Raw genomic sequence first — 26,051 nt, 5'->3', positions numbered from 1 at the left:
CTGCAAAAAGCCCGCGACATCGAGTCAATGAAAACAACGGATCCGATCAAGAGATGAACTTCACCCTCCGCAAGCCATCGCGTGCACTTCCTTTCGCTGCGTCGCTCGTCGCGGCCCTTCTGTTGTCGGGCTGCGGTACGGGCAGCCGGTTGTCCAGCAATGGCAGCCAGGACCAACTGGTATTTCCGGCAGTCGACTCGGCATCGAGCCACGGCGGTAGCTACCCCGTTGACTGAGGCCCTGCGCAAACTCAAGCCCGGCATGAACAAGAACCAGATTGCGGCTCTCCTGGGCCGTCCGCAATTCCAGGAAGGATTCTTCGGCGTCCGCGAATGGGACTATGTTTTGAACGTCACGAACGAGGCTGGTGCGCCGCAAATGGTTTGCCAGTTGAAAGCAGTGTTCACTTCAACGGACGAAGCGCGCAATTTTTATCGCAAGTGCGGCGATAGCGTGGAAACGTTGGCCGACGGAAAATGGCAAAAGTATACGGTGACGCCGGTCAGCACGCAGGCCAGCGGTTCGGTAAACACTGGCACTGAGCCCAGCGTTTTAACAGCTGCGCCACTGAGTCTCGAAGTCATACAGGCCTCAGGCGAAACAACAAAGTAACGCTGTAGAACCTGTAAAGCGCGAGCCGGCTACCCGCCGCGTCTCGCGCTTTTTTACGTCCGTTATCGCTGCATTGATTCCCATACTTTGTACAAACGCTTGACCGAAATTGGCATAGGCGTCCGAAGCTCTTGGGCAAATAACGACACACGCAACTCTTCCAATAGCCATCGGTATTCGCTCAATCGCGCGTCCGCCACCCCGCCTCGTTGCGCAATCGCCCGCTGATAGTTTTGCACTAGCGGCGCAATCTCCGCCGACAACCGCGCGTCCCGCACCGCATCCGCCTTCAACTTGTCGATACGCAACACCATTGCGTTCAGATAACGCGGAAAGTGAGACAACTGCGCGTAAGGCGTATCAATAATAAAACGCTTGCCGATCAGCGCGTTCAACTGACCGGCCATATCCGCGTACGGGGCACCGAACGATTTAGCCTGCGCCAATTTCTTCGACACCACCGCGTAATCCGCCAGAACCTGTCCGGCCAACCGAGCAATTTCCTGAGCCAACAGCGTCAAGCGGCTCTTGCCGGAATCGCGACGCGCATAGAAATCGCGGTCGTTATCGGGAAGCGGATCTTGCAAGCACGCACGATCCAAGGCCGTTTCTATGATCTGGCTACCCAACTCTTCCTGTGAACCCAGCGCCATGTACTGCAAGGACATCTCACGCAATCCGCTCAGATTGCGCTCGAGATACCGGATGGGCTCACGCAGTTGCAATGCAAACAACCGACGCAAACCGGCCCGATGAATCCGCGCCGCTTCTTCCGGCGAATCGAATACTTCAACGTCGCAATGCGTTCCCCGATCCACCAACGCGGGATATCCGAACAGCGTCTGACCACGCCGCCGGATTTCAAGCAATTCGGGTAACTTACCGAAATCCCACGTGCTGAGGTTTTCGTAGAGCGCGGTACTCGAAGAATCTGATGCCGGAGCGCTTCGAGTGACAGGAGCCGACGCGTCATTGCCGATATCCAGCGTCGCGCCCGCAGCGAGCTTCTGGAAATGCTGCTGTGCCTGAGCGCCCAGTTCAGTCCGCAACTGGGCAAGGTTACGGCCCATCGCGAGTTGCCGGCCGTGTTCGTCGATGACCTTGAAGTTCATGAACAAATGCGCCGGCAGCGTTTCGAGCTTGAAGTCCGACGATTTCATCGCGATTTGCGTCTGCTCGCGAATGTCGGCAATCAGCGCTTCAAGCAAACCGCCCGCGCCGAACGTCTTGCCGCTGTGCCGCTCGACCACGCCCGCCGAAAACTCGGGCAGCGGCACGAGATGCCGCCGCAATTTCTGCGGCAACGACTTCAGCAGTAACTGAATTTTCTCTTTCAGCATGCCGCGAACCAGCCATTCCGAGCGCCGGGCATCGACTTGATTCAAGCCGAACAGCGGCACGGTTAGCGTCACGCCATCGCGAGGAGAACCCGGTTCGAAATGATAGGTCAGCGTCATTTCGATGCCGGCCATCGTCATCCGCTTCGGAAACAGGTCGGTCGTGATGCCGGCGGCTTCGTGGCGCATCAGGTCATCGCGGGAGAGGAACAACAGGCGCGACGCGCCCTCTTTCTTTTCCTCATCGCGATACCAGCGCTCAAACGCGGCGCCCGAATAGATGCCCTTCGGCACCAGCGAATCGTAGAAACCGAAGATCAATTCGTCGTCAACCAACACATCCTGCCGACGCGACTTGTGCTCCAGTTGTTCGATATCCGCGAGCAGCTTGCGGTTATGCGCGAAAAACGGCAGCTTGGTCTCGAACTCACCATCTACAAGCGCGCCGCGAATGAACAACTCGCGCGCCCGCACCGGATCCTGTTTCCCAAAACTCACCCGCCGACGTGCGTAGACAGTCAGACCATGCAACGTTGCGCGTTCGAACGCCGCAACCTGCGCGGCTTTCTTTTCCCAATGCGGCTCGGAAATCGATTTGCGCAGCAAATGCGCACCGACTTGCTCAAGCCATTCAGGCTCGATCTTCGCAATACAGCGCGCGTAAAGTCGGCTCGTTTCCACGAGTTCGCCCGCTACAACCCAGCGCCCTGCCTTCTTCAACAAAGCCGAACCCGGCCACAGATAAAACTTGATCCCCCGTGCGCCAAGGTAATACGGCTCGTCATCGGCCTTGAGGCCCACGTTTCCGAGCAAACCGGTCAGCAACGCGAGGTGAATCTGCTCAAACGTTGCCTCGGATTCGTTCAGACGCCAGCCATGTTCACGCACGACGGTCAGCAATTGCGAATGCACGTCGCGCCATTCACGCAGGCGCACGTGGTTCAAGAAGTTCGCGCGACAGGCATCGGTGAGCTGCTTGTTCGACTTCTTGTGCGTGATCGCATCCTCGAACCACGCCCAGATTTTTGTCCACTGCAGGAATTCGGAGCGCTCATCGGCAAATTTCTTGTGCGCCAGATCCGCTTGTTCCTGCGCTTCGATCGGCCTATCGCGCGGATCCTGAACGGACAACGCGCTGGCGATGATCAACACTTCACGCAACGACTGATGATGGCGCGCAGCGAGAATCATCCGGCCGACGCGCGGATCGAGCGGCAAACGCGCAAGTTCGCGGCCGAGCGGCGTGAGCGCGTTGTCGTCATCGACGGCGCCGAGTTCGTTCAGCAGTTGATAACCATCGGCGATTGCACGACCCGGCGGTGGTTCGAGAAACGGAAACGTTTCGATGGCCGTCAGGTGCAGCGACTTCATCCTCAAGATCACTGCGGCCAGCGATGACCGCAGGATTTCCGGATCGGTGAAACGCACGCGAAGGTTGTAATCTTCTTCTTCGTATAGACGAATGCACACGCCGTCGGCCACGCGTCCGCAACGGCCCGCGCGCTGGTTCGCCGAGCTTTGCGAAATTGGTTCGATCTGCAACTGCTCAACTTTGTTCCGATACGAGTAGCGTTTCACGCGCGCCAAACCGGTATCGACGACGTAACGAATTCCCGGCACCGTCAGCGAGGTTTCCGCGACGTTCGTCGACAGCACGATGCGCCGGGCATTCGATGTCTTGAACACGCGCTCCTGCTCGGTCGCGGACAGACGTGCGAACAACGGCAGGATTTCCGTGTGCGGCGGATGGTGTTTGCGCAACGCTTCGGCGGCGTCGCGGATTTCGCGTTCGCCGGGGAGGAACACGAGGACGTCGCCGGGACCTTCCCGGCAGAGTTCATCGACGGCGTCAACGATCGCTTCCATCAGATCGCGGTCGTTTTCACGCTGATTTCTCGGACGATCAGGCCGCTCTTTTTGCTGCGTGCCGGGCGTGGTTCCTTGCGCGGCTTTCACCGCCGGACTGTCCTCTTCAACGGGCCGATATCGCACCTCGACCGGATACAGCCGCCCACTCACTTCAATGACCGGCGCGGGTTTTTCATCGCTGCCGAAATGACGGGCGAACCGATCAGCATCGATCGTCGCCGATGTCACGATCACCTTCAAATCCGGACGCCGCGGCAGGATTTCACGCAGATAGCCGAGCAGGAAGTCGATGTTCAGGCTGCGCTCGTGCGCTTCGTCGATGATGATCGTGTCATAGGCGGCGAGCAGCGGATCGGTCTGCGTTTCAGCCAGCAAAATACCGTCGGTCATCAGTTTCACCGATGCCCCCGGCGACAAGTTGTCCGTGAAACGAACCTTGTAGCCGACGACTTCGCCGAACGGCGTGCCGAGTTCTTCAGCGATCCGCCGTCCTGTCGCCGATGCCGCGATACGTCGTGGCTGCGTATGACCGATCAGTCCTGAGCCGCCTGCGCCAAGACCACGACCGAGGGCCAGGCAGATCTTGGGTAGCTGCGTTGTTTTTCCAGAACCCGTTTCGCCGCTGACAATCACGACCTGATTTGCCTGGATCGCGGCAGCGATTTCATCGCGTCGAGCGGAAACAGGAAGCGTTTCAGGAAAACGAATCGGCGGAATGGGATTCGGCTCGACCACTCGGCGCGGACGCGGCGCGCTTGGAGCGTTGGTTGGCGCGTTCGAGCGTTGCTGAGTGTTTTGGGACGCACGTGCTTCTTTAGGCGGTCGTGCTTCTTGAACGACTGAACGGGCAGCGGTGCCGGCCGATCCGGTCCCGCCGTCTGGTGGACCGCGACGCACGCGCTGCTCGCCGCTCGGCCCGGCGTGTTCCGCCTTTTCCCGTGAGGGGTGCGCCGGCGCCGAATCGGGTGCAGCCAAAGCTTCGGCCACTGCCGCCACAGGCGGGTTGCGCGAACGGTTTGCTTCCCGCGGTCGCTGCGCTTCAGGATTACGTCCCGCCTTCGGGCCACGTTCGTGGCGTTCCGGGCGCGCATCGGCAGTGACCGTTTTAGGATGAACGGCGGATTGAACACCGTCGCGCGCTGAATCTCGATCAGCCACGGCCTTGTTCACCACGTCCGGACGTGCGTGCGTGCGTGCGTCGTGAACCGTGTGTTTTTGATCCGGAGCCCGGTTATGAACCGGCGCGGCTTTTCCGCCAAGCCCCCAATGTTCCTGCGCGCGATTGCTCGTTGATGCTTGTCCGGTAGCGCCGCGGCTATCGATGCCAGACGCTGGTTCGCGCCGAACCTCTTTGGCATGTGCCGGACGCTTTCCTGGGGCCCGCTGTTGTTTCGATGCGTCAGTAGCGGCATCAACAGGGTGAACTGTGGGCCTGGACGTATTGGCTGCCGGGGACGTTACTGGAACCTTGACGCCCGCCCGTTTCGCCACCGATAAATCGCGCTGGCTCGAAACCCGTGCATCCGCACTCTGGTCCGATGAAACAACGGGACCGACCGCCTTTTCGGACAACAAAGTCGATAACAAGTCCAGACCGCCGCGCTCGTCTTTTCGCCGCGCGGGCTCCCGGGGAGGCGGAGCTGCACTAGAAGACCCAGTCGATTGATTGCGGGAAGACAACGGCGAAGGCGAAGCCGAGGATGAAACTCCCGCGCCCTTCTGAACATTTTTCTTCGCGGTCTGCGAGGAAGACGAACTCCCGCCCGCACCACCCGCCGCCGCTTTCGAAGCCCCGGCGGCAGACTCACCCGAGGCACCCGCAAACCGCCGCGCAGCCGCTTCCTTCTTGCGATTGACGGCGTTATCGGCGGATTCCTCCCCCTCGTTTTCCCCATCGCTTTCGCGCGCCGCTGCATCGCGCAGCAGCGCTTCACGCAGCTTTTTCAACTGCTCCTGAGGGTCAAGCTTGTCCGCATCGGCGGGACGTTTGGAAACATTCGGCATAGCACGGCATTATAATCCCGGCATGAATTCTCAAACCGACCTCCCCGCCGCGCCTCCGCCGGTTATCGCCGAGCCTGAAGCGCCTGATGAACACGGCCAGTTCGTGGAATGGATGCGCTCCGTCGCACCCTATATTCACGCGTTCCGAAACAAGACCTTCGTGGTCGCGTTCGGCGGCGAACTGGTGCAGGAAGGACGTCTGAACGCGCTCGTTCAGGACGTCGGCCTGTTGCATGCCATGGGTATTCACGTCGTGCTCGTGCACGGTTCGCGACCCCAGGTGGAAGAACAGCTGAACCTGCACGGCGTGGAATCGGAGTTTTCGCACGGCCTGCGCATTACCGATGCCCGCGCGCTCGAATCCGCGAAAGAAGCCGCCGGCGAAGTGCGCCTCGACATCGAAGCGGCGATCAGCCAGGGCTTGCCGAACACGCCGATGGCGCATGCGCACATCAGCGTGGTATCGGGCAATTTTGTGACAGCGCGGCCGGTCGGCATTCTCGACGGCGTCGATTTCCAGCACACCGGCGTGGTGCGCAAGATCGACGGCGACTCCATTCGCCATTCGCTGACCAGCAGCAAACTCGTGCTGCTTTCGCCGCTCGGTTTTTCGCCGACGGGTGAAGCGTTTAATTTGTCGATGGAAGATGTCGCGTCGGCAGCAGCGATCGCGTTGCGCGCCGACAAGATCATTTTCCTGACCGAAACACCCGGTCTCGTCGATGAAAACGGCGAGTTGGTGCGCGAAATGTCGCTCGACGACGCGTACCGGCTGCACGAAAGCGGCGAGCTGCAAGGCGACGCCGCGTTCTACCTGAAGCACACCATTCGCGCGTGCCGCGGCGGCGTGGCGCGGGCGCACATCATTCCCTACGCACTCGACGGCAGCATCCTGCTCGAATTGTTCCTGCACGACGGCGTCGGCACGATGATCTCGTACGAGAACCTCGAAAGCCTGCGCGAAGCGACGCCGGATGACGTCGGCGGGATCCTGACGCTGATCGAACCGCTGGAAATGGACGGCACGCTCGTGCGGCGCGGCCGACACCAGATTGAACGCGATATCGACCATTTCTCGGTGATCGAGCACGATGGCGTGCTGTTCGGCTGCGTGGCGCTGTATCCGTACACGCAGGAACGCATTGGCGAAATGGCCTGCCTGACGGTCTCGCCCGAAGCGCAAGGTTCCGGCGACGGCGAACGCCTGCTCAAGCGCGTCGAGCAGCGTGCGCGGGCTCGCGGCCTCACGCATATTTTTGTGCTGACCACGCGCACCGAGCACTGGTTTCTCAAACGCGGATTCGTCAAGGTCACGGTCGACGACCTGCCCGAAGATCGCCGCCGGCTCTACAACTGGCAACGTAAATCGCTTGTGTTGATGAAGCAGCTTTAAGCTTATTTCGAGACGTCCGTCCGGCTGCGAGCGCGATCGATTGACGCGGGTCGCTTGGCCCAGCGAGGCGTCCGGTTACCCCGCTACAGGAGAAATACAGATGGCCCGAACGATTCAATGCGCGAAACTCGGCAAGGAAGCCGAAGGACTCGACTTTCCGCCCCTGCCGGGAGAACTCGGCAAGCGGATCTACGAAACGATCTCGAAGGAAGCGTGGCAGGGCTGGCTCAAGCAGCAAACCATGCTGATCAACGAAAATCGCCTGAACATGGCCGATCCGCGCGCGCGTCAGTATCTGCTCAAGCAGACGGAAAAATACTTTTTCGGCGAAGGCGCCGATACCGCGCAAGGCTACGTGCCGCCGACACCAAGCTGATCGGACGAGCCATTTTCTGGCGATAAGAAGCCGGCCTTTCTGGGCCGGCTTTTTCTTTTTGAGAGTGCGGCACGGTCGGGCGAGAGCATCCTTCTCAAGGGCCCGGTTTGCGCATCGTCTTGCATTCTGCTATCATCTTCGTCTTTCCAACTGCAATTCAAAGTCAACTTCTTAGCAATGACGCGCCTGAAGCTTTCGTTCAAGCGCTAATTCGAGATATCGGCGAGTGGTTGTGGAGGCTTCCACAGGTCTGGATTTGCCCGTGGACAAGTTGCTCTCAAGCCTTCTCAATCCGTGACACAGCACGCAACCGGACTGCATCGCGTTTCATGCACTCCTCGCAAGCGCTCCTCGCGCCTCCGTTGCTCAATTTAGCTGCGTCCAGCCATCTATCCCCGTAGCACCGAGTACCCGTGCACCTGTGACCATCCACGAAGTGCCATTTCGCGACATCGCCGCGAGGCGTCAGCATTGGCTTTATGCATCGAGGCATCGAGGCGCCGTCAGCGCATCTTTTTGCGCTCCGCGTGCGGGCAATCGCCTTCCGAGGATGCACTGACGTCCGTGCACTGACACTCGCCTCGTCGCGAAACCGCACTTTCCCGGCAATGTGCGCTTGCGCGCACGCCGAACCGCCCCATGGGCGGCCCGGCAACAAACCTGGAGCTTCTCTTCATGGCAACACCGAACGACGGCCTCTGGCGACAACCCCAACCCGAAAAAGACCTGACGCTCGACGACATCACCATCGTGGATAAATCGCTGCTCAAACGCGCGGTCGGCGCCATGGCGATCGGCAATGCGATGGAATGGTTCGATTTCGGCGTGTACAGCTACATCGCCGTGACGCTCGGCAAAGTGTTCTTCCCGTCGGCGAATCCGGGCGCGCAGCTGATTGCCACGTTCGGGACCTTCGCGGCGGCATTTCTCGTGCGCCCGCTGGGCGGCATGGTGTTCGGACCGCTGGGAGACCGCATTGGCCGCAAGCGCGTGCTCGCGATGACCATGATCATGATGGCGATCGGCACGTTTTGCATCGGCCTGATTCCGGCGTACGGAAGCATCGGCATTTTTGCGCCGACCCTGCTGCTCGTCGCGCGTCTGGTCCAGGGCTTTTCGACGGGCGGCGAATACGGCGGCGCGGCGACGTTCATCGCGGAATTTGCGACCGACAAGAAGCGCGGTTTTATGGGCAGCTTTCTCGAGTTCGGTACGCTGGTTGGCTACGTATTGGGCGCCGGATGTGTTGCAGTGCTGACCGCGACGATGTCCGAGCAATCGCTGCTCTCCTGGGGCTGGCGCATTCCGTTCCTGATCGCCGGGCCGATGGGGATAATCGGCTTGTATATCCGGCTGAAGCTTGAAGAAACGCCTGCGTTCCAACGCGAAGCAGACAAGCGCGAAAGCGAAGCGCACAGCACGCCCAAAGAGCAATTCCGCGACATGTTGGTCAAGCAATGGCGGCCGATGCTGCAATGCGTCGGGCTGGTATTGATCTTCAACGTGACGGATTACATGGCGCTGTCGTATCTGCCGAGTTATCTCTCCGCTACGCTGAAATTCAACGAAACGCACGGGCTCTTCATCGTACTGCTCGTGATGGTCCTGATGATGCCGATGACGCTGGGCGCCGGCCATCTGTCGGACAAGGTCGGACGCAAACCGGTGATGCTGTTCGGATGCGTCGGCTTGCTGCTGCTGTCGATACCCGCGCTGAACCTGATCCGCATGGGCACCCTGCTGCCTATTTTCAGCGGCATGCTGATCCTCGGCGTGTTGTTGTCGTGTTTCACGGGCGCCATGCCGTCGGCATTGCCCGCGCTCTTCCCCACCAAGATTCGCTATGGCGCGCTCGCAATCGGCTTCAACGTGTCGGTTTCGCTGTTCGGAGGCACGACGCCGCTGGTCACCGCGTGGCTGGTTTCATCGACGGGAAACCTGATGATGCCGGCGTACTACCTGATGGGAGCATCGGTAATCGGCATTGTTTCGGTGCTGGCGCTTCATGAAACGGCCAGGAAACCGCTGAAGGGTTCGCCGCCGTGCGTGGGTTCGCGCTCGGAAGCGCATGCCGTGCTGCGCGGTGTTCGGCAAGCAGCCGAAATGGACGACCGGATGCCCGAGGCGACCGCACACGCAAAACAGCCGTCGATCTGATTGTTAAAAAAGAGGCCATCAAGCGTTCGCTTGATGGCCTCTTTTCTTGTCGCTCAAAAGCGGAACTCGGCCGCCATTCATTCGATCAGCTGCACGATCTCGACTTGTACCTCGCCGTTGTCGATCAGCATGATGCCGAGCGTCACGGGCAGTTTGAATCGACGCGGCCCGGCACTTCCCGGATTGACGAACAGCGTCGCGCCGCGGCGTTCGATCAAAGGTTTGTGCGAATGTCCGGTGACGACCACGTCAATGCCATTCAGCTGCTTCGGAACGTCGGCTATGTCGTGGACGAGATGAATCGCCGTTCCGTCGATATGAAATGTCAGCGCTTCCGGCAGGTCATCGATCCGCGCGCCCGAGTCGTTATTGCCGCGAACCGCTGTGACGGGCGCGAGTTCGTTGAGCGTATCAAGGACAGCGGGATTGCAGATATCGCCGGCGTGAATGATGTGCTCGCAGCCGCGCAGCGCCGCGAGCGCCTCGGGGCGCACGAGGTTGTGGGTATCGGAGATGATGCCGATGCGGATAACAGATGACATGGGCTTCGCTCGCAGGACTTTATGGCCCGAGCGTAGCACTGTTCATGTCGATGAAATCACCTTGGCGCAGGTCGTTACTCTTGCGTCAGCAGGACTTTCTCCACGCGCCGGTCCGGGACAAGCCATACGATCGCCACAACCGTATATAAGGCCGCGGCGACCCACGGCTCCCAGAACGAGGCAGCAATGGCAACGAGATACAGCACCACCGAGATCTTGCCCTTGCGATCGGCGCCAATGGCGCGCTCCAGCATCGAGTTGGCGCCATGCAGCCCGATCAGCGCGCGCGTGAGGAGGTACCACGCGACGGCCGTCATGAAGAGATCGAAGCCGTAGAGCGCAGTGGGCAATGACGCCATGTGGTTCTCGCCCATCCAGTTGGTGGTGAACGGGAGCAGCGAAAGCCAGAACAGTACGTGGAGGTTCGCCCATAGCACGCTGCCGTTAACGCGCTGGGCTGCGTGCATCAGGTGATGGTGGTTGTTCCAGTAGATACCGACGTACACGAAACTGAGCACGTAGGCGCAAAACACGGGACCGAGGGCGCTGAGAGACGCCAGATCGGCGCCGTGCGGCACCTTGAGTTCCAGCACCATGATCGTGATGATGATGGCGATCACGCCGTCGCTGAATGCCTCGATCCGATTCGTGCCCATCCTCTTCCTCTCTCGTGCTTTTGGCTTTGTTGTCAGCGCCCCGCGCGCGCAACAAATTATGCGCGAGCAACCTGGCGCTGTCGATTTAGCCTGAACGAGAGAAAGGAGCGCCGGGTTTTATCCAGGAACGGAGGAATGGAGCCATTGCAGCAGTTGTAACCCTGCCCCCGCCGCGAGAATTGCCAGCCCGAGGCCCAGACGCGTCCGTTCACGCCATGCGCCAATAGAAATTTCTTTCATTCTCGCCTCCTGACATCGATGGACCGACTTGTTGATCCCGCCGTGGCGGATTTTCATCTACCTAAATACGCGTGCTCAGGTCCGAATGGATGCAGAACGGGAGGCTATCTATTAATTTCCATCCCGCGGAACACGTCGAAAGCTGCCGAAGAGAATTTATGCGCCCGATGAAAACCGGCCGCACAATCACCGAAAGGCAGCCAGAAGCGAGACGTTCGCGCCGCTCTGGATTGGCCCGTCGGCCGTCCGATGGTAGAATCCCGTCCGCTTGGCGGGGTGATGAAATTGGTAAACATAGCGGACTTAAAATCCGCCGCCTAACGGCTTGCCGGTTCAAGTCCGGTCCCCGCTACCAGCGTCAGATTGATTGAACGTCCCCGAAGCTCAACGCAATAATTACTGTATGTTCATACAGAAGCGGCTCAACGCCGTTGCGCACTTCCGGATTTCATTTGGCCTGGCTGAAAGGAACGAAGGAAACGAGAAAGCGAACGAAAGAAGCACCGGTCGCGCACTGCAGATCCGTTTTATCGATACTGAAACCGCCAGTCATCCTGTCTTCGCTTAACCGACTGAAGTAGACTGCGCGTCCCACCTAGCGCGAGCCATCATGAAACATCGAACCTTTTATGCGGTGGCCGCTGCTGCCGTCCTTACCTGCACCGCAGGCTGCACGACCCCGTACCGCAACGGCCAGGAGTGCAAGGCCAAGATGGTGGAAACCTACCCGGACTCCAAGCCCAAACTGACGTATGAAATACCTCGGGTCGCATACCAGGGTGCGCGCGTGGTGGTCGAAGGCAGCTACACCAAACAGATTCCGCCCGTGGGCGTGACCCCTATCAAAGTAACATCGACGCAGGTACAGGCAGCCGTCGAATGCACGTTTGAAGGCGATCAGATCAAGACATTCCAGTGGCTGACACCGGCGGATCTCGCTGAAAAGTACCCGCCGAAACCGGACGCCTCTGCCACGGAGTAACGGTATTCCGCAACGTCGGAAGACATGGTCAAGCCGACGCGTCAATGAACCCAGCGACTCGCGCACCGGCCGACGCCGAACCGATCCACCGTCAGCGGACGTCCGTCGTCTTTAGTATCATCAGCGGCTCGCTTCATGCGTTGAATCCTCGAGCCCTCGCCCATGTCCGCTGCCGCCACCGATTCAAATTCCCACACCCCGCATCAGCCGGAACACCAGCCCCACCAGCCCCACCAGCATTACTCGCGGACAACGCTGCTCGTCCTGGCGACGATCGCAGGCGTATCCGTCGCTAATATTTATACGAATCAGCCGCTGCTCGCGGCGTTTCGTGCGTCGTTCCCGGAAAGCGCCGAGCTGATCGGCGCGGTGCCGGCCGTCACGCAGCTCGGCTACGCGATCGGCATGTTATTGCTCGCGCCGCTCGGCGATCGCTTCGACCGCCGCCTGATCATCCTTCTGCAACTGGCCGCACTTGGCATCGCGCTCGTCGCGGCAACCGCCGCGCCCACGCTCGGCGTGCTGATCGCGGCGAGCCTGGCGCTCGGCATCGTGGCGACCATCGCGCAACAAGCCGTGCCGTTCGCCGCCGAACTCGCGCCGCCGGCGCAACGCGGTCACGCAGTCGGTACGGTCATGAGCGGCTTGCTGATCGGCATCCTGCTTGCACGCACGGTCTCGGGCTTCGTCGCGGAGTATTTCGGGTGGCGAGCGGTGTACGGCGCCTCGGTGGCCGCGACCATCGCGCTTGCCGTACTCGTGGTGATGCGCCTGCCGCGCAGCAAGCCGACTTCGACGCTGCCCTACGGGAAGCTCCTCGCGTCGATGTGGCATCTCGTGGTCGAATCGCCCGCGCTGCGCGAGGCATCGATGACCGGCGGTGCGTTGTTCGCGGCGTTCAGCATATTCTGGTCGGTGCTCACGTTGCTGCTCGCGGGCGAGCCGTTCCATCTCGGGCCGCAGGCAGCCGGTTTGTTCGGCATTGTCGGTGCAGCGGGTGCGCTGGCCGCGCCGCTCGCCGGCAAGTCGGCGGACACGCGCGGGCCGCGAGCGGTGGTGTCGCTGTGCATCGTGCTCGTGGCCGTCTCGTTCGTCGTGTTCGCGATGTCGGGAAGCAGCCTCGTGGGTCTGGTGATCGGCGTGATCGTGCTCGATATCGGCGTGCAGGCCGCGCAGATATCGAATCAATCGAGAATCTACGCGCTCAAGCCGGAAGCACGCAGCCGCGTGAATACGGTGTACATGGTGGTTTATTTCATTGGCGGCGCGGTGGGATCGGCGGTTGCATCGTTGGGGTGGCACGCGTTCGGTTGGGTCGGCGTGTGCGTCGCGGGACTCGCGGCGACTGCGCTTGCCGGCCTGAGCCATTCGCGAAGCCGTTCAAAGAGCGCCGTGCCGGAGGTCTGAAAGGCGGCCGCGCCCGTGCGATTAATTCCGCGCGCGGGCGTAGTGATGCAACGCGTCGAGAACGCGATCGAATTCCAGGGATTTATCGAAGAAATGGCGCACGCCGTATTGCAGGCAGCGCTCGCGGTAGGCCGGCAGTGCATGGTTCGTCAGCACGGCGGCGAAAGTCGAATCGATCATTCCGGTGCGTTGCAAATATGCCAGCACCTCAACGCCCGAGCCCTGCTTGAGCTGCAGATCGACGATGATCGCGTCGAAGCTCTGCGCGTCCAGCAACGCGATCGCCGTCTCCGGCGTATCCGCCCAAGCGGTGACCCGCAGTTCGCCGGACGCATCGATCGCCTCCACCAGGCTGCGCCGGATCAACGGCGAGTCTTCGATCAACAGCACGCGCAGTGGCCGCTTATGCGCGAGACCGGTTTTATCGACGATCGGTTGTTGGCCCACGGCGGGCATCCTCCTTACTCGATCAAACCGTTCTTGATCGCGTAATACGTAAGATCGGCATTGTTCGCGAGCCGCATTTTTTCAAGAACGCGTGCGCGATACGTGCTGATCGTCTTCACCGACAAATGCAGTTCCTCCGCTATTTCGGTCGGAATCTGGCCGCCCGCGAGCTTGCAAAAAATCTGGAACTCACGCTCGGACAAGGCTTCGTGCGGGCGCTCGGTAGCGGGTTTTTCCAGCTTGTCAGCGAGTGCGTCGGCGATGAATTCAGACAAGTAACGATGGCCCCGCGCCACCGTCCGGATGGCCCGCACGATTTCGTCGGGCGCCGCATCCTTGTTCAGATATCCGTTGGCGCCGGCGCGCAGCAGATTGATCGCGTACTGGCTTTCCGGATACCCCGACAGCATCAGCACGCCCTGCTCCGGGCGGATCTGCTTGATCACGCGCAAGGTGTCGATACCGTTCTTGTCCGGCATCGCGATGTCCAGCAACACGACGTCGAACGCGCTTTCACGCACGCGCGCGATGGTTTCATCGCCGGTGGACGCTTCGGCGGCGACTTCCATGTCGGGTTCATCGGCGACAAATTGCCGGAACCCGCTTCGCACAATGGCGTGATCGTCCGCTATCAACACTCGAATCATCTGCGCTCCCCGCGGCCTTTTTACAGTTAATCATTGTCCCGCCGCCGCGCGGCGGGATGAACCCGCCGCGCGTCGTCCTGGAGCTTCAGTATTCGCTTTCGCGCGCTTTTACAGCTAACGCGCAATCAACCGTCGAGGCCGTCGAGCAGGTCGGCCATGTCATCGGCGTGCTCTTCTTCGACCGCGAGGATCGTTTCGAAAAGCCGGCGCGTGGTGACATCTTTTTCGCCGAGGTAGCGAATGATTTCGGCATACGTGTCGATCGCAATGCGTTCCGCGATGAGATTCTCGCGAATCATATCGATCAGATTGGCGCCTTCCTTGTACTCGGAATGCGCGCGCGACGCGAGGCTATCGGGTGCGAAATTCGGCTCGCCGCCCAATTGGACGATGCGCTCGGCAATGGTATCGGCGTGTTCCTGCTCTTCGGTCGCGTGCTGCGCGAATTCCGATGCAACGGCTTCCGAATGGATGCCCTTCGCCATGAAGTAATGGCGTTTATAACGCAGCGTGCAAACGATCTCCGTGGCAAGTGAATCGTTCAATAGCTTCAGCACGACTTCCTTGTCAGCGCCGTATGTCGACGTAACTGAGCCATCGTCCATATGCTGACGCGCGTTGGCGCGGATTTTTTCCATGTCCAGTACGAAAGGATCGGACTTGCTACCGGCTTCTTTCGGTTGTGCGGGTGCAGCTTTTACAGCAGAGGATTTCGACATTGATGTGCTCCAGAAAGAGAATGGATCTTTTGTTCGGCGGTTGGACGGGTTCGAGGAGGCAGCCTCGCTGGACAAACACATGGACCGCCATCCACAGTCACTTTCAGTACCGCTCGCATACGGCGTGCCTGCTCGCGAACATCACGTTCGGAACACACCCAGCAGCAACGTAACAACGAAAACCACGAGAAAGATGTAGAACAGGATCTTCGCAATCTCTGCAGCGCCTGCTGCAATGCCGGTAAAGCCGAACACAGCCGCGATAATCGCAATGATGAAGAAAACAACGGCGTAATGAAGCATGGCGATCTTCCCTCCTGTGAGTTCTTATAGGCTTCGGATCAAGCATTGAATCCGGCTTTCGGGATGAGTCGAGTCGCTTTAAATAACGGTGGTTAAGACCGCTAATCGACAATTTTCTTCGTCACGATAAAGCCGAGCACAAGGAACACGACGCACAAGATCAGGAACAGCACGAACAGGAACTTCGCGATACTGGCCGCGCCCGCTGCCACGCCGGTGAAGCCGAGCAAACCAGCGATAACTGCGACGATGGCGAAAAACAATGCCCACTTCAACATGATCCGTTCCCCAATAAGGATGACTAGTAACAGGATGTTAGCGAGGCGGTCATGAGGCGGCATCTGGATGCACGCCGTTTTTCGTGTAGGACTTCACCGACAAACGCTTTCAACTTCAATTCACTTCCGGCTAATGCGGCTTGGCGCCAATCAGCGCTGATTAACGTAAGTCAGCGCAATTCGATCAGCCCTATACGGCGTGAAAAGTTACACTGGCCGCACAGAAAACCCGGCAGCTCCCTATGACTTCCTCTTTACACGAAGGCGGCGCGACGAATCCGGCGGCGGGCGTCACGCGGCGCGCAACCCGGTTCAGCGCGCGTCTGAATGGCTGGATGCGCCGCTGGAGTTGGGCCGTCGCGATGACCGTCGCTATTGTGATTACCGTTGGCGGCCTGGTGATACTCGAATCCGGCCGCATGCGGATTGCCGCGGAATACGAGACCGCGCTCGACGCGAAAGGTGCCACCACCCAGTTGACCGCGCTGGCGGCGGATATCGCGTCCCTGACTGCCGATGAACGCGCGTTCCGTCTCGCGCCCGACAACACCTACACCGACCACTACAACGCGGCGGCAGCGCGGATCAAACAAACGGTTGCGTCGCTCGATGCGTACTATCGGCGCAAAGCGGACGACACCGCGCTCGCCAGTTTCAACCAGGTCAGCACGATCCTCGACGCGCGAATCAACTCGGGACTCGCTGCCCGCTCGGGTTCAGACAGCGCATCGAGTACCGATATCCTCGACAGCGCGCTCGCCCTGCTGCGTCTAAATGAAGAACGGCGGGCGCAGTCCGCGCTCGACGCGAGCCGCGCCGACCAGCGCATTTCCACGTTCTGCGTGGGCGCGTTGTGCGCGTTGAATATCGTGTTGTTCCTGCTGTTGTTTCGCAATCTCGGTATCCAGTTGGACAAGCAAGACCGGGTGCAGCAAAAACTGATTACGCAACAGGAAGAGCTCGACCAGCTCGTATTTGATCGCACGCGGCAACTTGAAGCCCTTGCGTGGCATTTGCAATCGGTGAGTGAAAACGAGAAGACCCAGCTTGCCCGCGAACTGCACGATGAACTCGGTTCAATCCTGACGGCCAGCAAGATGGATGTGGCCTGGGTCAACAACAAGCTAAAGGGCGCCGAGCCCGCGATGGCCGAAAAACTGGGCCGTGCGCTGGCGAATCTCGATCAGGGGATTGCGCTGAAGCGGCGGATTATCGAAGACATGCGGCCAACCGTTCTTGCCAGTTTCGGACTGGTCACGGCGCTGCGAACCCTCGCCGATGAAACCGCGCAACGCACCGGCTGGACGCTCGAACTCGCGCTCCCCGATGACGACATCAAGCTCGGCGAAGAAGTCGAAATCGCGTTGTTCCGGGTCGCGCAGGAATCGCTGACGAACGCGGCCAAATACGCGCGGGCATCGAGTGTGTCGATCGCGCTGGCGCTTGATGACGTGAGGGTATCGATGCATATAGCCGATGACGGCGTCGGCATTCGCCCGCAGGACCTGCAGCGCACGCACACGCATGGCCTGCTGGGGATGCGCCAGAGGGTCAGCGCGCGCGGCGGGCGTATTGAAATCGAACGGCGTGTTCCGCACGGAACCGATATTCGTGTCACCATGCCCCGCGCGCGTAACTTCGACGCATGAGGATGGAAAGTGGACGGCCTGTTGGCTTTTATTGGCGGGCGCTCGCACTTAGTTTGTAGGACGGTGCCGACATCAGTTGCAGACTGCACCTACACGATAAAAACATCCGCGCCTACAGCTTGCGATCGCGCAGTTTTTTATGATTCATCGGACCGGTGTGGCCGATTAAAGAAGTGGTAGCCGCGGGTTTTTGGTGCTGGTTTGATCACGTGAGTTGATCCCGGCGGCCGCTTCCGCGATCGGTCTTAGCCAAGGCCACAATGTGTCCGGTATTTGCTTTTGCAGCCGCTTTCGTTATTCGCTTTCGCTGCTGGACATCGAGTGGCCAGGATTCGAACATCGGGTACGCGTTCAAGGCCGAACCGCCAGCGTACCTGCATCAAACTCAAGGGGAATTGCTCATGACTCGAATTATCGCTTTGCTGTTGATCGTTGGATCCGCCGCACTCGCAGCTTGCAACACAGTGGCCGGCGCCGGCCAGGACCTGTCAAAGGGCGGCAACGCCATCACGAATTCGGCCGATAAGCACAACGCCGAGTAAGTGAGAAAGCCAGCGACAAAGGCTTAGCGGTCAGTGACCGCCGGCAATTTGTTGCCCACCCGAAGCCGAACCGGCCGCGGAATTCGCCAGGATGACGATCAAAAGAACCTCCCTTTGCGGAGGTTCTTTTTTTGCGTCTTAGCGAAAGACATGCGAAATTGCATCAGTTGGCAGTGAAGCATCCAGTCTTTTATTGGACGGGGCCACAAAGTGAACTCCCGAGACCTAAGACCATAACTAGAGTTTTGTGCTGCACCATATCCAGAGTTTTGTGCTTTTTTCAGCGCGCGGTTGTGCGCAAAATTTGGCTAAAGCCAATGCTGAAAGGGCTCACAGCCAATTTTAAGGCTAACGCTTTCATGCGCAAAATGATGTCATGCCCGGTCCTTTTCTTGTTTGATTGATGAGAAATCATGCTGCCGGCCAAGCCCTGAATTTCCATCTTCGCCCTACGACTTGCGCAACTCAAAAAAACAGCGGCCCGTTTCTCCGGATTTGCTCCGAACGGTCCGCCGTTTTTGAAGTGCCGGTTGTTTCGTCCCGCCGTCCTCAAACCAGACCGCGCCTCTTGTAATCGAACCAGAACGACAAAGCCACGCTCGCCAGGATGATGAGGGTCGCCATCACGGTCCACTTCGTGATCACCTCGCCGAGAAACAGCGCGCCTATCACCACGGCCACCACCGGATTCACGTACATGCAGCTGCTCGCGATAATCGGACTCGTGTGGCGAATCAGGTACGCATACGCGACGTACGCGGCCATCGAGCCGACGAGCATCAGGTACAGGTAAGCCATGAACGGCGTGAAGCCCATGCTCACGATACGTTCACCGGACACCCACGCAACGATAGTCGCCATCGCGCCTCCAAGGCTGATCTGCAATGCCGTCGATACCAACAAATCAGACGGCAGCTTCAGACGCCCCGCGAGAAACGAACCGCCCGCCCAAAAGAGCGCGCCGCAAAGAATCGCAAGACTGCCTGCAGTCGACCCCGACGACGGATCACCGTGATTCAGCAACGCAATTCCGACCAGCCCCAGCCCGACGGCGACCCACTCGCCCTTCGCCACTTTGCGGCCTGCAATGGCGGCAATAACCGTGGCGAACAGCGGCACGGTCGCCACCATGACGGCAGCCGTGCCGGTCTCGACCGTGCGCATACCGAACGCAAGCATCCCGCTCGACAAACCCACGAGCAACGTTCCGACAGCCGCAGCGTTTCGCACTTCGGCGAAAGTCGGCCAGACCGGATCACGGCGCGCAGCGAAGATGAACAAACCAATGCCGGCGAACAGGTTGCGCAACCCGGACAGCATCAGCGGAGGGAACGATTCCAGCGACAGATGCACCGCCATGTAGGTCGAACCCCATACGATGTACACCACGCAGAGGGCAAGCGCCACGCGGCCGCTGCGAGTCGCGGGAAGCCGGAAGGGGAAATGGTTGGGAAGATTGAATGGCCGACGCGCGGGGGTATCGGCGACAGATTGTGTACTCGTCACGTCCGGCAGCACGTCCGGCGACGGCGACGCAGCGTCGGCTGCTGCCTGCGGAAACGGCAGCACGTCAGCCAAAGGCTGTGACTGCGGTGGCACGAAGGGGTGGGGTGGCGAATCGGAATCCGGCAATCGCGGCGGCAGCGGTGTAGACATCCGTTACTCCGCGGCGAAGATGATTGCAACGCCAGCCGGCCGGATGACCAAGCTCGCAGTCAACTTGACAGGCAAGCTGAAAAACACCGGTTTCGCTTCGCCCGAAACCAGGGGAAGTGAAGAACGGCGCGTATGCCGCTTGAGCATCGCGGCAAAACGGGCAAGGCAGGACAACATGTCGGAAGCAGAAAAAAGGGTCGGGCAACAACGTGCCGAAGCTCGATAACGGCTTGAAAGCCGGCATGAGCCGCCGCGAGTCTGGTGCGTTTCGGTAAAAAATGTCGAAGCGCATCCGGGAAAACACGGTGGTCGCCATTATGCAGTAAGCAATGCACACGCACGCGTGAGTGTTACAGATGGTTGCCAACACGCTACGGCGAGGTGTATTGTTGCGGCTGCTAACGCGGGGGTCCTGCGCTGCATATCGGCATCCATCGCTGGATTGCCGGTGTGTCGCGGGTGAGAAATACCCTTTGAACCTGATCTGGATAATGCCAGCGCAGGGAAGCGTTCGGATTTCGCAGCGCTTGGGGTCTTCAGGGTCTATCTCTTCCTCGCGCATCCCCGCCAAGTCCGCTCGTCTCCCCTCTGCTTTTCTCCAGTCTCCCAGCGCTAGCGTTTGACTCAGCCGTTTCTCGTGCGGTCTCGTGCCATTGGGTGCAATTTCGTGCGCGTGGCGTTTATCGCCGGCCGGCTGGGAAACATCCGTCCCCACAGCAACCAACTGCATGGGACCGGAAGAAGCGCAAGGGACCGGAGCAGGCACTCAATGGCTAACTCCGGCCGACACGCTAACTCCGGTCGACACAGGAGAGCCGCATGAATGCCAACCCGAAATTCCTGTCTGACGACGCCGTCGTCGACGCTGCCGCCATCGCGCCGCTGCCCAATTCACGCAAGATCTACGTGACGGGCTCGCGTCCCGACATCCGCGTGCCGATGCGCGAAATCACGCAGTCCGACACCAACGAAAGTTTCGGCAGCGAAAAAAATCCGCCGGTTTTTGTCTACGATTGCTCCGGCCCGTATTCGGATCCGGACGCCAAGATCGATATCCGCTCGGGTCTGCCGGCCGTGCGCCAGGGATGGATTGAAGAACGTGGCGACACCGAGTCTCTCGGCGGCCTCTCGAGCAATTTCGGTCGCGAGCGCGCCGCCGATCCGGCCACCGCCGACCTGCGTTTCAAGGGTTTGCATCGCACGCCGCGTCGCGCCGTACGGGGCAAAAACGTCTCGCAGATGCACTACGCGCGCCAGGGCATCATCACGCCGGAAATGGAATACATCGCGATCCGCGAAAACCAGCGCCGCGCTGAATATCTGGAATCGCTGCGCACGAGCGGCCCGAACGGCGAAAAACTCGCCGCGATGATGGGCCGCCAGCACCCCGGTCAAGCGTTCGGCGCACAGGCTTTCGGTGCCAACGCGCCCAAGGAAATCACGGCTGAGTTCGTGCGCGACGAAGTGGCCCGTGGCCGGGCGATCATCCCGGCGAACATCAACCACCCGGAAAGCGAGCCGATGATCATCGGCCGCAATTTCCTGGTGAAGATCAACGCGAACATCGGCAACTCGGCGGTGACGTCGTCGATCGGCGAAGAAGTCGACAAGATGACCTGGGCGATCCGCTGGGGCGGCGACACGGTCATGGATCTCTCGACCGGCAAGCATATCCACGAAACGCGCGAATGGATTATCCGCAACAGCCCGGTGCCGATTGGCACGGTGCCGATTTATCAGGCGCTCGAAAAGGTCAACGGCAAGGCCGAAGACCTGACCTGGGAAATTTTCCGCGACACGCTGATTGAACAGGCTGAACAAGGTGTGGATTACTTCACGATCCACGCCGGCGTGCTGCTGCGCTACGTGCCGATGACCGCAAACCGCATGACGGGCATCGTCTCGCGCGGCGGCTCGATCATGGCTAAATGGTGTCTGGCTCATCACAAGGAAAGCTTCCTGTATGAGCATTTCGAGGACATCTGCGAAATCATGAAGGCCTACGACGTGAGCTTTTCGCTCGGCGATGGCCTGCGTCCCGGCTCGATCTACGATGCCAACGACGAAGCCCAGCTCGGCGAACTGAAAACGCTCGGCGAGCTGACGCAGATCGCGTGGAAGCATGACGTGCAGGTGATGATCGAAGGTCCGGGCCACGTGCCGATGCAGCTCATCAAGGAGAACATGGACCTGCAACTGGACTGGTGCGACGAAGCGCCGTTCTACACGCTTGGGCCGCTCACCACGGATATCGCGCCGGGTTACGACCACATCACGTCGGGAATTGGCGCCGCGATGATCGGCTGGTTCGGCACGGCCATGCTCTGCTACGTCACGCCGAAGGAACACTTGGGCCTGCCGAACAAGGACGACGTGAAGACCGGCATCATCACGTACAAGCTCGCGGCACACGCGGCCGATCTGGCGAAGGGTCATCCGGGTGCTCAGGTGCGGGACAACGCTTTGTCGAAGGCGCGCTTCGAATTCCGCTGGGACGACCAGTTCAATCTCGGACTGGACCCGGACAAGGCACGGGAATTCCACGATGAAACCCTGCCGAAGGACTCAGCCAAGGTCGCGCATTTCTGCTCGATGTGCGGTCCGCACTTCTGTTCGATGAAGATCACCCAGGACGTCCGTGAATATGCGGCGAAACAAGGGGTATCGCATATCGAGGCGCTTAAGCAAGGCATGGAAACGAAGGCGATCGAGTTCGTGAAGAAGGGCTCTGAGATTTACCAGCGCACTTAAAAAACGGCCCGGCGCCTGCAAGGGCGCGAGATCCAGTGATGATTAAAAGCGGCCTGTCGCATGCCATATGCGACAGGCCGCTTTTCGTTTGAGAAGCTCAGACAAATTTGTCTGCCGAATACGATGATCGGGCACTGTTTCTGCTTCTTGATTGAAAGAATCGGCAGGAAATATACCCCGCCGGTCTAACAGCAACCCGCGATTTATCGTTTTTGGAGAGTTGAAATGGACAAGGTCAAACAGGTTGGCGCTGCTGCTCTCATCGCCGCACTTCTCGGCGGCCTGTCTGCATGCGACCAAATGAGTACCCGTCAACGCGATACGGCGGTCGGCGCGGGCGTCGGCGGCGTAGCGGGCGCAGCACTCGGTGGCAGCGCGTTGTCGACAGTGGGCGGCGCGGCCGCAGGCGGCTTGATTGGTAATCAGGTCGGCAAGTAAGTTGGCGGTGAATTGATACGTTTTGTTCGAACTGCTTTGTCCGGTCGCCGTGCTAATACACTGCGGCGATCGGGTAGCAACGAATCTCAATGTTTGAGCCGTCCACAACCAGGGCAAGTGGAACCGATCGAAACATTGGGTAACCGCCCTGCACTTTCCCGCATTTCGGCGATGCGCTAGGCTCCTGGCATCCCGTTCATTCGAACGGTCGCGTTTCGACGCAATGAGGAGTCGCACCATGAGCCCAAAGCTCGCACTATCCGCCCTTGTGGGCGCTTTGAGCTTGAGCGCTTGTTACGTCGTGCCGTACGGCTCGTATGGTTATTACCCGGCGTATCCGACCTATCCGGGCACGCCGGTAGTCAGCACAGCGCAAACGCAACAAGAAATTCCCGTTGAGCCAGCGGGCGCGCCCGGCACCGGCTATGTGCAGCAGAATTATCAAGGCGCCGATAACACCCCGGCGTCCGCGTATGCCTCAACCATGCAACCGCCGCAGCAATACGCCGCGGCCCCGCCAGTAGTCTATGCGCCGTATCCCGCTTATTACCCGAGCTATCCGGTCTATGCGCCCTATCCGGCCTACCCAGCCTACTACGGCGGCTACGGATATCCCGCATATGGCTATGGGTCTTCCCTGTCGATCGGCTTTGGCTGGGGCGGCGGTGGGCGCGGACATTATTATCGGCGCTGAAGGCATGACTGAGCGGTATCACTGAGCGCACACCCTCCGCGTTTCCCCTTGGGCGAGCCTTACCCGTTCGATGTAACCCTTTCACACAAACCGCGCTGTCATAGCGCGGTTTGTGTTTACACGTCCTAGTTGATTACGACGTCCAATCGCGCCAGTAGTGGGCCACGGGCGGCTCCACGGCAGTCCCCGTGATGTGGCACGATTTTCGCTGTGATCCCTGTTAGCAGCGCCACTCCGGACGCTGCCGCCGCAGGAATCCTCATCATGCTGGTCTTCGCGCTGGTCCTACTCTGGCTTGCCGCCTGCCTCGGCGTAATCTCCGTCTGGGTATTGCGCTCGGTTTCGTTCGACTCCCCTAAGACCGGGGCCGATGCATCAGAGATGCATGAACCCGCTACACGCTGAAGCTTCGATGGACGTTCGAAGGACCCAAGGTATGGTTAATCCTTCCTTGACGCGCGCCATCCTCGCCCTATCCTTAGTCCAGACGCGTTAGGCAAGCGCTTAGTTACAGCCGTGCGTCGGGCGTCGGCGCGCTTTTTGCAAGGCGAACGAAGCTCACGGGGCTACCAGTACCGGTCGCCATGACTGGAGAACGCCACGCGTTCAACAAAATAATCATCAAAATAAAACCAGGAGACGATATGTTTCATCAGATTCTGACGCCGGTCGGCGGCTCGCTCGGCTTGTCCTTTCTCGTCGCGGTGCTGCCTATCGCGGTCGTGCTGGTGCTGCTCGGTTGGGCGCGCCGGCCCGCCTGGCAAGCGTCGCTCGCCGGCTTGGTCGTTGGTATAGTCATCGCCATCGCCGTGTGGCATTTCCCCGTGGGCCTCGCGATCGATTCTGTCGCGGCGGGCGCTGTGTTCGCCGTCTGGCCGGTCATGTGGATCGTCTTCACTGCGATCCTGCTCTATAACATCGCGCAACGCTCCGGCCGCTTCGAAGCGTTCCGGGTATGGATGATCGACAATCTCCCGAACGATAGGCGCATCGTTCTGGTGGTGATCGGCTTCTCCTTCGGCGCGCTGCTGGAAGGCATCTCCGGATTCGGTACGCCAATCGCCATTACGAGTTCGCTGCTGATCCTGCTCGGCTTTCCGACGCTCGAAGCGCTTACCTTCACGCTGATCTTCAACACTGCGCCGGTCGCGTTCGGCGCGCTCGGCGTGCCGATCACCGTGCTTGGCGCCGTGACCCATCTGTCGCCTGACCTGCTCGCCAAGATGGTCGGCCGCCAGTTGCCGTTCTTCGCCCTGCTGCTGCCGTTTTATGTGATCGGCGTGTACGCGGGCTTTCGCAACATGCTCAAGATCTGGCCGGTGCTGCTGGTCTCTGGCGGAGCGTTTTCGCTCACGCAATTCATCACGTCGAACTACGTCAACTATTCGCTGACTGACGTGCTGTCGTCGATGGTGTCGCTGATCCTCACCATTGCATTCCTGCGCGTATGGAAACCGGCACCGGACGAACGTTTTGCCGTCAACGTGGACCGGGCCAATCAGGTGCGCGGCAAGCTTTCCGGTGGCCACGGCTGGGTGCCATGGATCGTGGTATCGGTGGTGGTGATCGTGTGGACGATCGCAAAGATCTTCCTGATCGGCGATGTCAAAGTGCCATGGCCGGGTCTCCACAACGCCGTCTTTATCACGCTTTATAACCAGCCTTACGGTGCGATCTGGGACTTCCAGCCGCTCGCGACGGGTACTGCGATCTTGTTGGCGTCGATCATCACTGCCCTGATCGTGCGGTTGCCCGCGAGCGAGTTCGGTGCGTCTATCGTGGATACGTGGATCCAGACGCGCATCGCCATTCTGACGGTGGCGACCATTGTCGGACTCGCGTACCTGATGAACTACTCCGGCATGAACTACACGCTGGGACTGGGCGTAGCGTCGGTGGGAGCGTTCTTTCCGCTGGTGTCGGCGTTCCTCGGCTGGGTGGCGGTGTTCCTGTCCGGTAGCGATACCTCCGGCAATGCCCTGTTCGGCAATCTGCAAGTGGTCGCGGCACGGCAGCTCAATCTGAACCCAATCCTGATGGCCGCGACGAATTCATCCGGCGGCGTGATGGGGAAAATGATCTCGCCGCAAAACATCTCGACGGGTGTAGCCACCACCGAACTTAAAGGCAAGGAAGGCGTGGTTTTCGCGAAGACCTTCAAGCACTCCATCCTGTTGACCGTGCTGCTCGGCGTGCTGGTCTGGCTGCAGCAGAATGTGCTGACGTGGATGATTCCGCATTGAGGAGAAAGCGGGCGAGCTTCCTGAACTTCGCGAGGTTGTTTTGATCTTCGATAGCCCCGCCGCTCGTGTATGCGAGTGGCGGGGCTTGGGCTTCTGATGCGAGCACGGC

At 59.8% G+C, this 26,051-nt stretch carries 24 protein-coding genes, 1 tRNA gene and 1 riboswitch; of the genes, 15 read left to right on the top strand and 10 right to left on the bottom strand.

Annotated elements, in window-relative coordinates; translation table 11 throughout:
• The first annotated feature begins 53 nt into the window (after positions 1-53).
• Both ACMX25_RS03480 and bamE read left to right on the top strand, forming a co-directional pair.
• Entirely contained in the window at positions 54-236 is a 183-nt protein-coding gene (locus tag ACMX25_RS03480; RefSeq protein ID WP_414948150.1) for a hypothetical protein, read from the top strand.
• A gap of 25 nt (positions 237-261) precedes the next feature.
• Positions 262-612 (top strand): outer membrane protein assembly factor BamE domain-containing protein, encoded by a 351-nt coding sequence (gene bamE, locus ACMX25_RS03475; RefSeq protein WP_414948149.1) that lies wholly within the window; start codon positions 262-264, stop codon positions 610-612.
• A gap of 62 nt (positions 613-674) precedes the next feature.
• Here the strand turns inward: bamE and hrpA are convergent, their stop codons facing one another.
• Positions 675-5,822, bottom strand: a complete 5,148-nt coding sequence (gene hrpA, locus ACMX25_RS03470) for an ATP-dependent RNA helicase HrpA (RefSeq protein WP_414948148.1) — start codon at positions 5,820-5,822, stop codon at positions 675-677.
• A 22-nt stretch (positions 5,823-5,844) separates the two neighbouring features.
• Here hrpA and argA point away from each other — a divergent pair, with 22 nt between their 5' ends.
• From argA to proP, 3 genes are all read left to right on the top strand, one after another.
• On the top strand, positions 5,845-7,215 hold the full coding sequence (gene argA / locus ACMX25_RS03465; RefSeq protein WP_414948147.1) for an amino-acid N-acetyltransferase: 1,371 nt from the start codon (positions 5,845-5,847) through the stop codon (positions 7,213-7,215).
• 100 nt (positions 7,216-7,315) lie between these two features.
• On the top strand, positions 7,316-7,591 hold the full coding sequence (locus ACMX25_RS03460) for an oxidative damage protection protein (RefSeq protein ID WP_031363859.1): 276 nt from the start codon (positions 7,316-7,318) through the stop codon (positions 7,589-7,591).
• 675 nt (positions 7,592-8,266) lie between these two features.
• Positions 8,267-9,748, top strand: a complete 1,482-nt coding sequence (gene proP, locus ACMX25_RS03455; RefSeq protein WP_414948146.1) for a glycine betaine/L-proline transporter ProP — start codon at positions 8,267-8,269, stop codon at positions 9,746-9,748.
• 77 nt (positions 9,749-9,825) lie between these two features.
• Here proP and ACMX25_RS03450 read toward each other — a convergent pair whose 3' ends face one another.
• The 3 genes from ACMX25_RS03450 to ACMX25_RS03440 all read right to left on the bottom strand — a co-directional run bounded on the left by ACMX25_RS03450 (position 9,826) and on the right by ACMX25_RS03440 (position 11,186).
• A complete protein-coding gene (locus ACMX25_RS03450; protein WP_414948145.1) occupies positions 9,826-10,290 on the bottom strand; it encodes a metallophosphoesterase family protein in 465 nt (154 codons plus the stop codon).
• Between the two features lie 74 nt (positions 10,291-10,364).
• The gene (locus tag ACMX25_RS03445) at positions 10,365-10,946 is read right to left on the bottom strand and encodes a TMEM175 family protein (protein ID WP_414948144.1); all 582 of its coding nucleotides are present in this window, start codon (positions 10,944-10,946) and stop codon (positions 10,365-10,367) included.
• Positions 10,947-11,063: 117 nt separating this feature from the next.
• The gene (locus ACMX25_RS03440) at positions 11,064-11,186 is read right to left on the bottom strand and encodes a hypothetical protein (RefSeq protein ID WP_414948143.1); all 123 of its coding nucleotides are present in this window, start codon (positions 11,184-11,186) and stop codon (positions 11,064-11,066) included.
• 270 nt (positions 11,187-11,456) lie between these two features.
• Between ACMX25_RS03440 and ACMX25_RS03435 the strand changes: the two genes are divergently transcribed.
• The 3 genes from ACMX25_RS03435 to ACMX25_RS03425 all read left to right on the top strand — a co-directional run bounded on the left by ACMX25_RS03435 (position 11,457) and on the right by ACMX25_RS03425 (position 13,575).
• Positions 11,457-11,541 (top strand) — tRNA-Leu (locus ACMX25_RS03435).
• Positions 11,542-11,796: 255 nt separating this feature from the next.
• Positions 11,797-12,168: a hypothetical protein gene (locus ACMX25_RS03430; RefSeq protein WP_414948142.1), complete on the top strand. Its 372-nt coding sequence runs from the start codon at positions 11,797-11,799 to the stop codon at positions 12,166-12,168.
• Between the two features lie 162 nt (positions 12,169-12,330).
• Positions 12,331-13,575 carry an MFS transporter gene (locus ACMX25_RS03425; RefSeq protein ID WP_414948141.1) on the top strand — a complete coding sequence of 415 codons (1,245 nt, stop codon included), beginning with the start codon at positions 12,331-12,333 and terminating at the stop codon, positions 13,573-13,575.
• Positions 13,576-13,596: 21 nt separating this feature from the next.
• Here the strand turns inward: ACMX25_RS03425 and ACMX25_RS03420 are convergent, their stop codons facing one another.
• From ACMX25_RS03420 to ACMX25_RS03400, 5 genes are all read right to left on the bottom strand, one after another.
• Positions 13,597-14,022, bottom strand: coding sequence for a response regulator (locus tag ACMX25_RS03420; RefSeq protein WP_414948140.1), 426 nt, complete (start codon positions 14,020-14,022; stop codon positions 13,597-13,599).
• 14 nt (positions 14,023-14,036) lie between these two features.
• Positions 14,037-14,669 (bottom strand): response regulator, encoded by a 633-nt coding sequence (locus ACMX25_RS03415; protein WP_414948139.1) that lies wholly within the window; start codon positions 14,667-14,669, stop codon positions 14,037-14,039.
• A gap of 125 nt (positions 14,670-14,794) precedes the next feature.
• Positions 14,795-15,388: a ferritin-like domain-containing protein gene (locus ACMX25_RS03410; RefSeq protein WP_414948138.1), complete on the bottom strand. Its 594-nt coding sequence runs from the start codon at positions 15,386-15,388 to the stop codon at positions 14,795-14,797.
• A 141-nt stretch (positions 15,389-15,529) separates the two neighbouring features.
• Entirely contained in the window at positions 15,530-15,691 is a 162-nt protein-coding gene (locus tag ACMX25_RS03405) for a DUF1328 domain-containing protein (RefSeq protein ID WP_074264073.1), read from the bottom strand.
• A gap of 101 nt (positions 15,692-15,792) precedes the next feature.
• Complete coding sequence (locus tag ACMX25_RS03400) at positions 15,793-15,969, bottom strand: DUF1328 domain-containing protein (RefSeq protein WP_165088345.1); 177 nt, start codon at positions 15,967-15,969, stop codon at positions 15,793-15,795.
• Positions 15,970-16,211: 242 nt separating this feature from the next.
• On the opposite strand from ACMX25_RS03400, the gene ACMX25_RS03395 reads away from it, so the two are divergent.
• Both ACMX25_RS03395 and ACMX25_RS03390 read left to right on the top strand, forming a co-directional pair.
• Positions 16,212-17,618, top strand: a complete 1,407-nt coding sequence (locus tag ACMX25_RS03395) for a sensor histidine kinase (RefSeq protein WP_414948137.1) — start codon at positions 16,212-16,214, stop codon at positions 17,616-17,618.
• Positions 17,619-18,019: 401 nt separating this feature from the next.
• Complete coding sequence (locus tag ACMX25_RS03390; RefSeq protein ID WP_414948136.1) at positions 18,020-18,160, top strand: entericidin A/B family lipoprotein; 141 nt, start codon at positions 18,020-18,022, stop codon at positions 18,158-18,160.
• Positions 18,161-18,709: 549 nt separating this feature from the next.
• Here ACMX25_RS03390 and ACMX25_RS03385 read toward each other — a convergent pair.
• Positions 18,710-19,816, bottom strand: a complete 1,107-nt coding sequence (locus ACMX25_RS03385; protein ID WP_414948135.1) for an EamA family transporter — start codon at positions 19,814-19,816, stop codon at positions 18,710-18,712.
• Between the two features lie 43 nt (positions 19,817-19,859).
• Here ACMX25_RS03385 and ACMX25_RS03380 point away from each other — a divergent pair, with 43 nt between their 5' ends.
• The 5 genes from ACMX25_RS03380 to ACMX25_RS03360 all read left to right on the top strand — a co-directional run bounded on the left by ACMX25_RS03380 (position 19,860) and on the right by ACMX25_RS03360 (position 25,942).
• Positions 19,860-20,042, top strand: coding sequence for a hypothetical protein (locus tag ACMX25_RS03380; RefSeq protein ID WP_414948134.1), 183 nt, complete (start codon positions 19,860-19,862; stop codon positions 20,040-20,042).
• Positions 20,043-20,211: 169 nt separating this feature from the next.
• Positions 20,212-20,340, top strand: a riboswitch (TPP riboswitch).
• 295 nt (positions 20,341-20,635) lie between these two features.
• The gene (gene thiC / locus ACMX25_RS03375) at positions 20,636-22,567 is read left to right on the top strand and encodes a phosphomethylpyrimidine synthase ThiC (protein WP_414948133.1); all 1,932 of its coding nucleotides are present in this window, start codon (positions 20,636-20,638) and stop codon (positions 22,565-22,567) included.
• A gap of 225 nt (positions 22,568-22,792) precedes the next feature.
• Complete coding sequence (locus tag ACMX25_RS03370; protein ID WP_414948132.1) at positions 22,793-23,005, top strand: glycine zipper 2TM domain-containing protein; 213 nt, start codon at positions 22,793-22,795, stop codon at positions 23,003-23,005.
• Positions 23,006-23,243: 238 nt separating this feature from the next.
• The gene (locus ACMX25_RS03365) at positions 23,244-23,699 is read left to right on the top strand and encodes a hypothetical protein (protein WP_414948131.1); all 456 of its coding nucleotides are present in this window, start codon (positions 23,244-23,246) and stop codon (positions 23,697-23,699) included.
• A gap of 644 nt (positions 23,700-24,343) precedes the next feature.
• The gene (locus ACMX25_RS03360; protein ID WP_414948130.1) at positions 24,344-25,942 is read left to right on the top strand and encodes an L-lactate permease; all 1,599 of its coding nucleotides are present in this window, start codon (positions 24,344-24,346) and stop codon (positions 25,940-25,942) included.
• Positions 25,943-26,051: the final 109 nt, after the last annotated feature.

This window comes from Caballeronia eucalypticola (genome assembly GCF_047608185.1).
Lineage (GTDB): Bacteria > Pseudomonadota > Gammaproteobacteria > Burkholderiales > Burkholderiaceae > Caballeronia.
The sequence above is the reverse complement of the archived record's forward strand: the minus strand, read 5'-3'. Positions and strand labels throughout refer to the sequence as shown.

What these genes read in the sequence shown, in the direction of transcription:
- ACMX25_RS03395 (WP_414948137.1), top strand. Translation starts at nt 16,212, where the DNA reads ATGACTTCCTCTTTACACGAAGGCGGCGCGACGAATCCGGCGGCGGGC.
- thiC (WP_414948133.1), top strand. Translation starts at nt 20,636, where the DNA reads ATGAATGCCAACCCGAAATTCCTGTCTGACGACGCCGTCGTCGACGCT.
- argA (WP_414948147.1), top strand. Translation starts at nt 5,845, where the DNA reads ATGAATTCTCAAACCGACCTCCCCGCCGCGCCTCCGCCGGTTATCGCC.
- ACMX25_RS03385 (WP_414948135.1), bottom strand. Translation starts at nt 19,816, where the DNA reads ATGTCTACACCGCTGCCGCCGCGATTGCCGGATTCCGATTCGCCACCC.
- ACMX25_RS03390 (WP_414948136.1), top strand. Translation starts at nt 18,020, where the DNA reads ATGACTCGAATTATCGCTTTGCTGTTGATCGTTGGATCCGCCGCACTC.
- ACMX25_RS03380 (WP_414948134.1), top strand. Translation starts at nt 19,860, where the DNA reads ATGACCAAGCTCGCAGTCAACTTGACAGGCAAGCTGAAAAACACCGGT.
- ACMX25_RS03425 (WP_414948141.1), top strand. Translation starts at nt 12,331, where the DNA reads ATGTCCGCTGCCGCCACCGATTCAAATTCCCACACCCCGCATCAGCCG.
- ACMX25_RS03360 (WP_414948130.1), top strand. Translation starts at nt 24,344, where the DNA reads ATGTTTCATCAGATTCTGACGCCGGTCGGCGGCTCGCTCGGCTTGTCC.
- ACMX25_RS03400 (WP_165088345.1), bottom strand. Translation starts at nt 15,969, where the DNA reads ATGTTGAAGTGGGCATTGTTTTTCGCCATCGTCGCAGTTATCGCTGGT.
- ACMX25_RS03415 (WP_414948139.1), bottom strand. Translation starts at nt 14,669, where the DNA reads ATGATTCGAGTGTTGATAGCGGACGATCACGCCATTGTGCGAAGCGGG.
- ACMX25_RS03450 (WP_414948145.1), bottom strand. Translation starts at nt 10,290, where the DNA reads ATGTCATCTGTTATCCGCATCGGCATCATCTCCGATACCCACAACCTC.
- ACMX25_RS03440 (WP_414948143.1), bottom strand. Translation starts at nt 11,186, where the DNA reads ATGAAAGAAATTTCTATTGGCGCATGGCGTGAACGGACGCGTCTGGGC.
- ACMX25_RS03410 (WP_414948138.1), bottom strand. Translation starts at nt 15,388, where the DNA reads ATGTCGAAATCCTCTGCTGTAAAAGCTGCACCCGCACAACCGAAAGAA.
- hrpA (WP_414948148.1), bottom strand. Translation starts at nt 5,822, where the DNA reads ATGCCGAATGTTTCCAAACGTCCCGCCGATGCGGACAAGCTTGACCCT.
- ACMX25_RS03460 (WP_031363859.1), top strand. Translation starts at nt 7,316, where the DNA reads ATGGCCCGAACGATTCAATGCGCGAAACTCGGCAAGGAAGCCGAAGGA.
- ACMX25_RS03445 (WP_414948144.1), bottom strand. Translation starts at nt 10,946, where the DNA reads ATGGGCACGAATCGGATCGAGGCATTCAGCGACGGCGTGATCGCCATC.
- ACMX25_RS03430 (WP_414948142.1), top strand. Translation starts at nt 11,797, where the DNA reads ATGAAACATCGAACCTTTTATGCGGTGGCCGCTGCTGCCGTCCTTACC.
- ACMX25_RS03370 (WP_414948132.1), top strand. Translation starts at nt 22,793, where the DNA reads ATGGACAAGGTCAAACAGGTTGGCGCTGCTGCTCTCATCGCCGCACTT.
- ACMX25_RS03405 (WP_074264073.1), bottom strand. Translation starts at nt 15,691, where the DNA reads ATGCTTCATTACGCCGTTGTTTTCTTCATCATTGCGATTATCGCGGCT.
- proP (WP_414948146.1), top strand. Translation starts at nt 8,267, where the DNA reads ATGGCAACACCGAACGACGGCCTCTGGCGACAACCCCAACCCGAAAAA.
- ACMX25_RS03480 (WP_414948150.1), top strand. Translation starts at nt 54, where the DNA reads ATGAACTTCACCCTCCGCAAGCCATCGCGTGCACTTCCTTTCGCTGCG.
- bamE (WP_414948149.1), top strand. Translation starts at nt 262, where the DNA reads ATGAACAAGAACCAGATTGCGGCTCTCCTGGGCCGTCCGCAATTCCAG.
- ACMX25_RS03365 (WP_414948131.1), top strand. Translation starts at nt 23,244, where the DNA reads ATGAGCCCAAAGCTCGCACTATCCGCCCTTGTGGGCGCTTTGAGCTTG.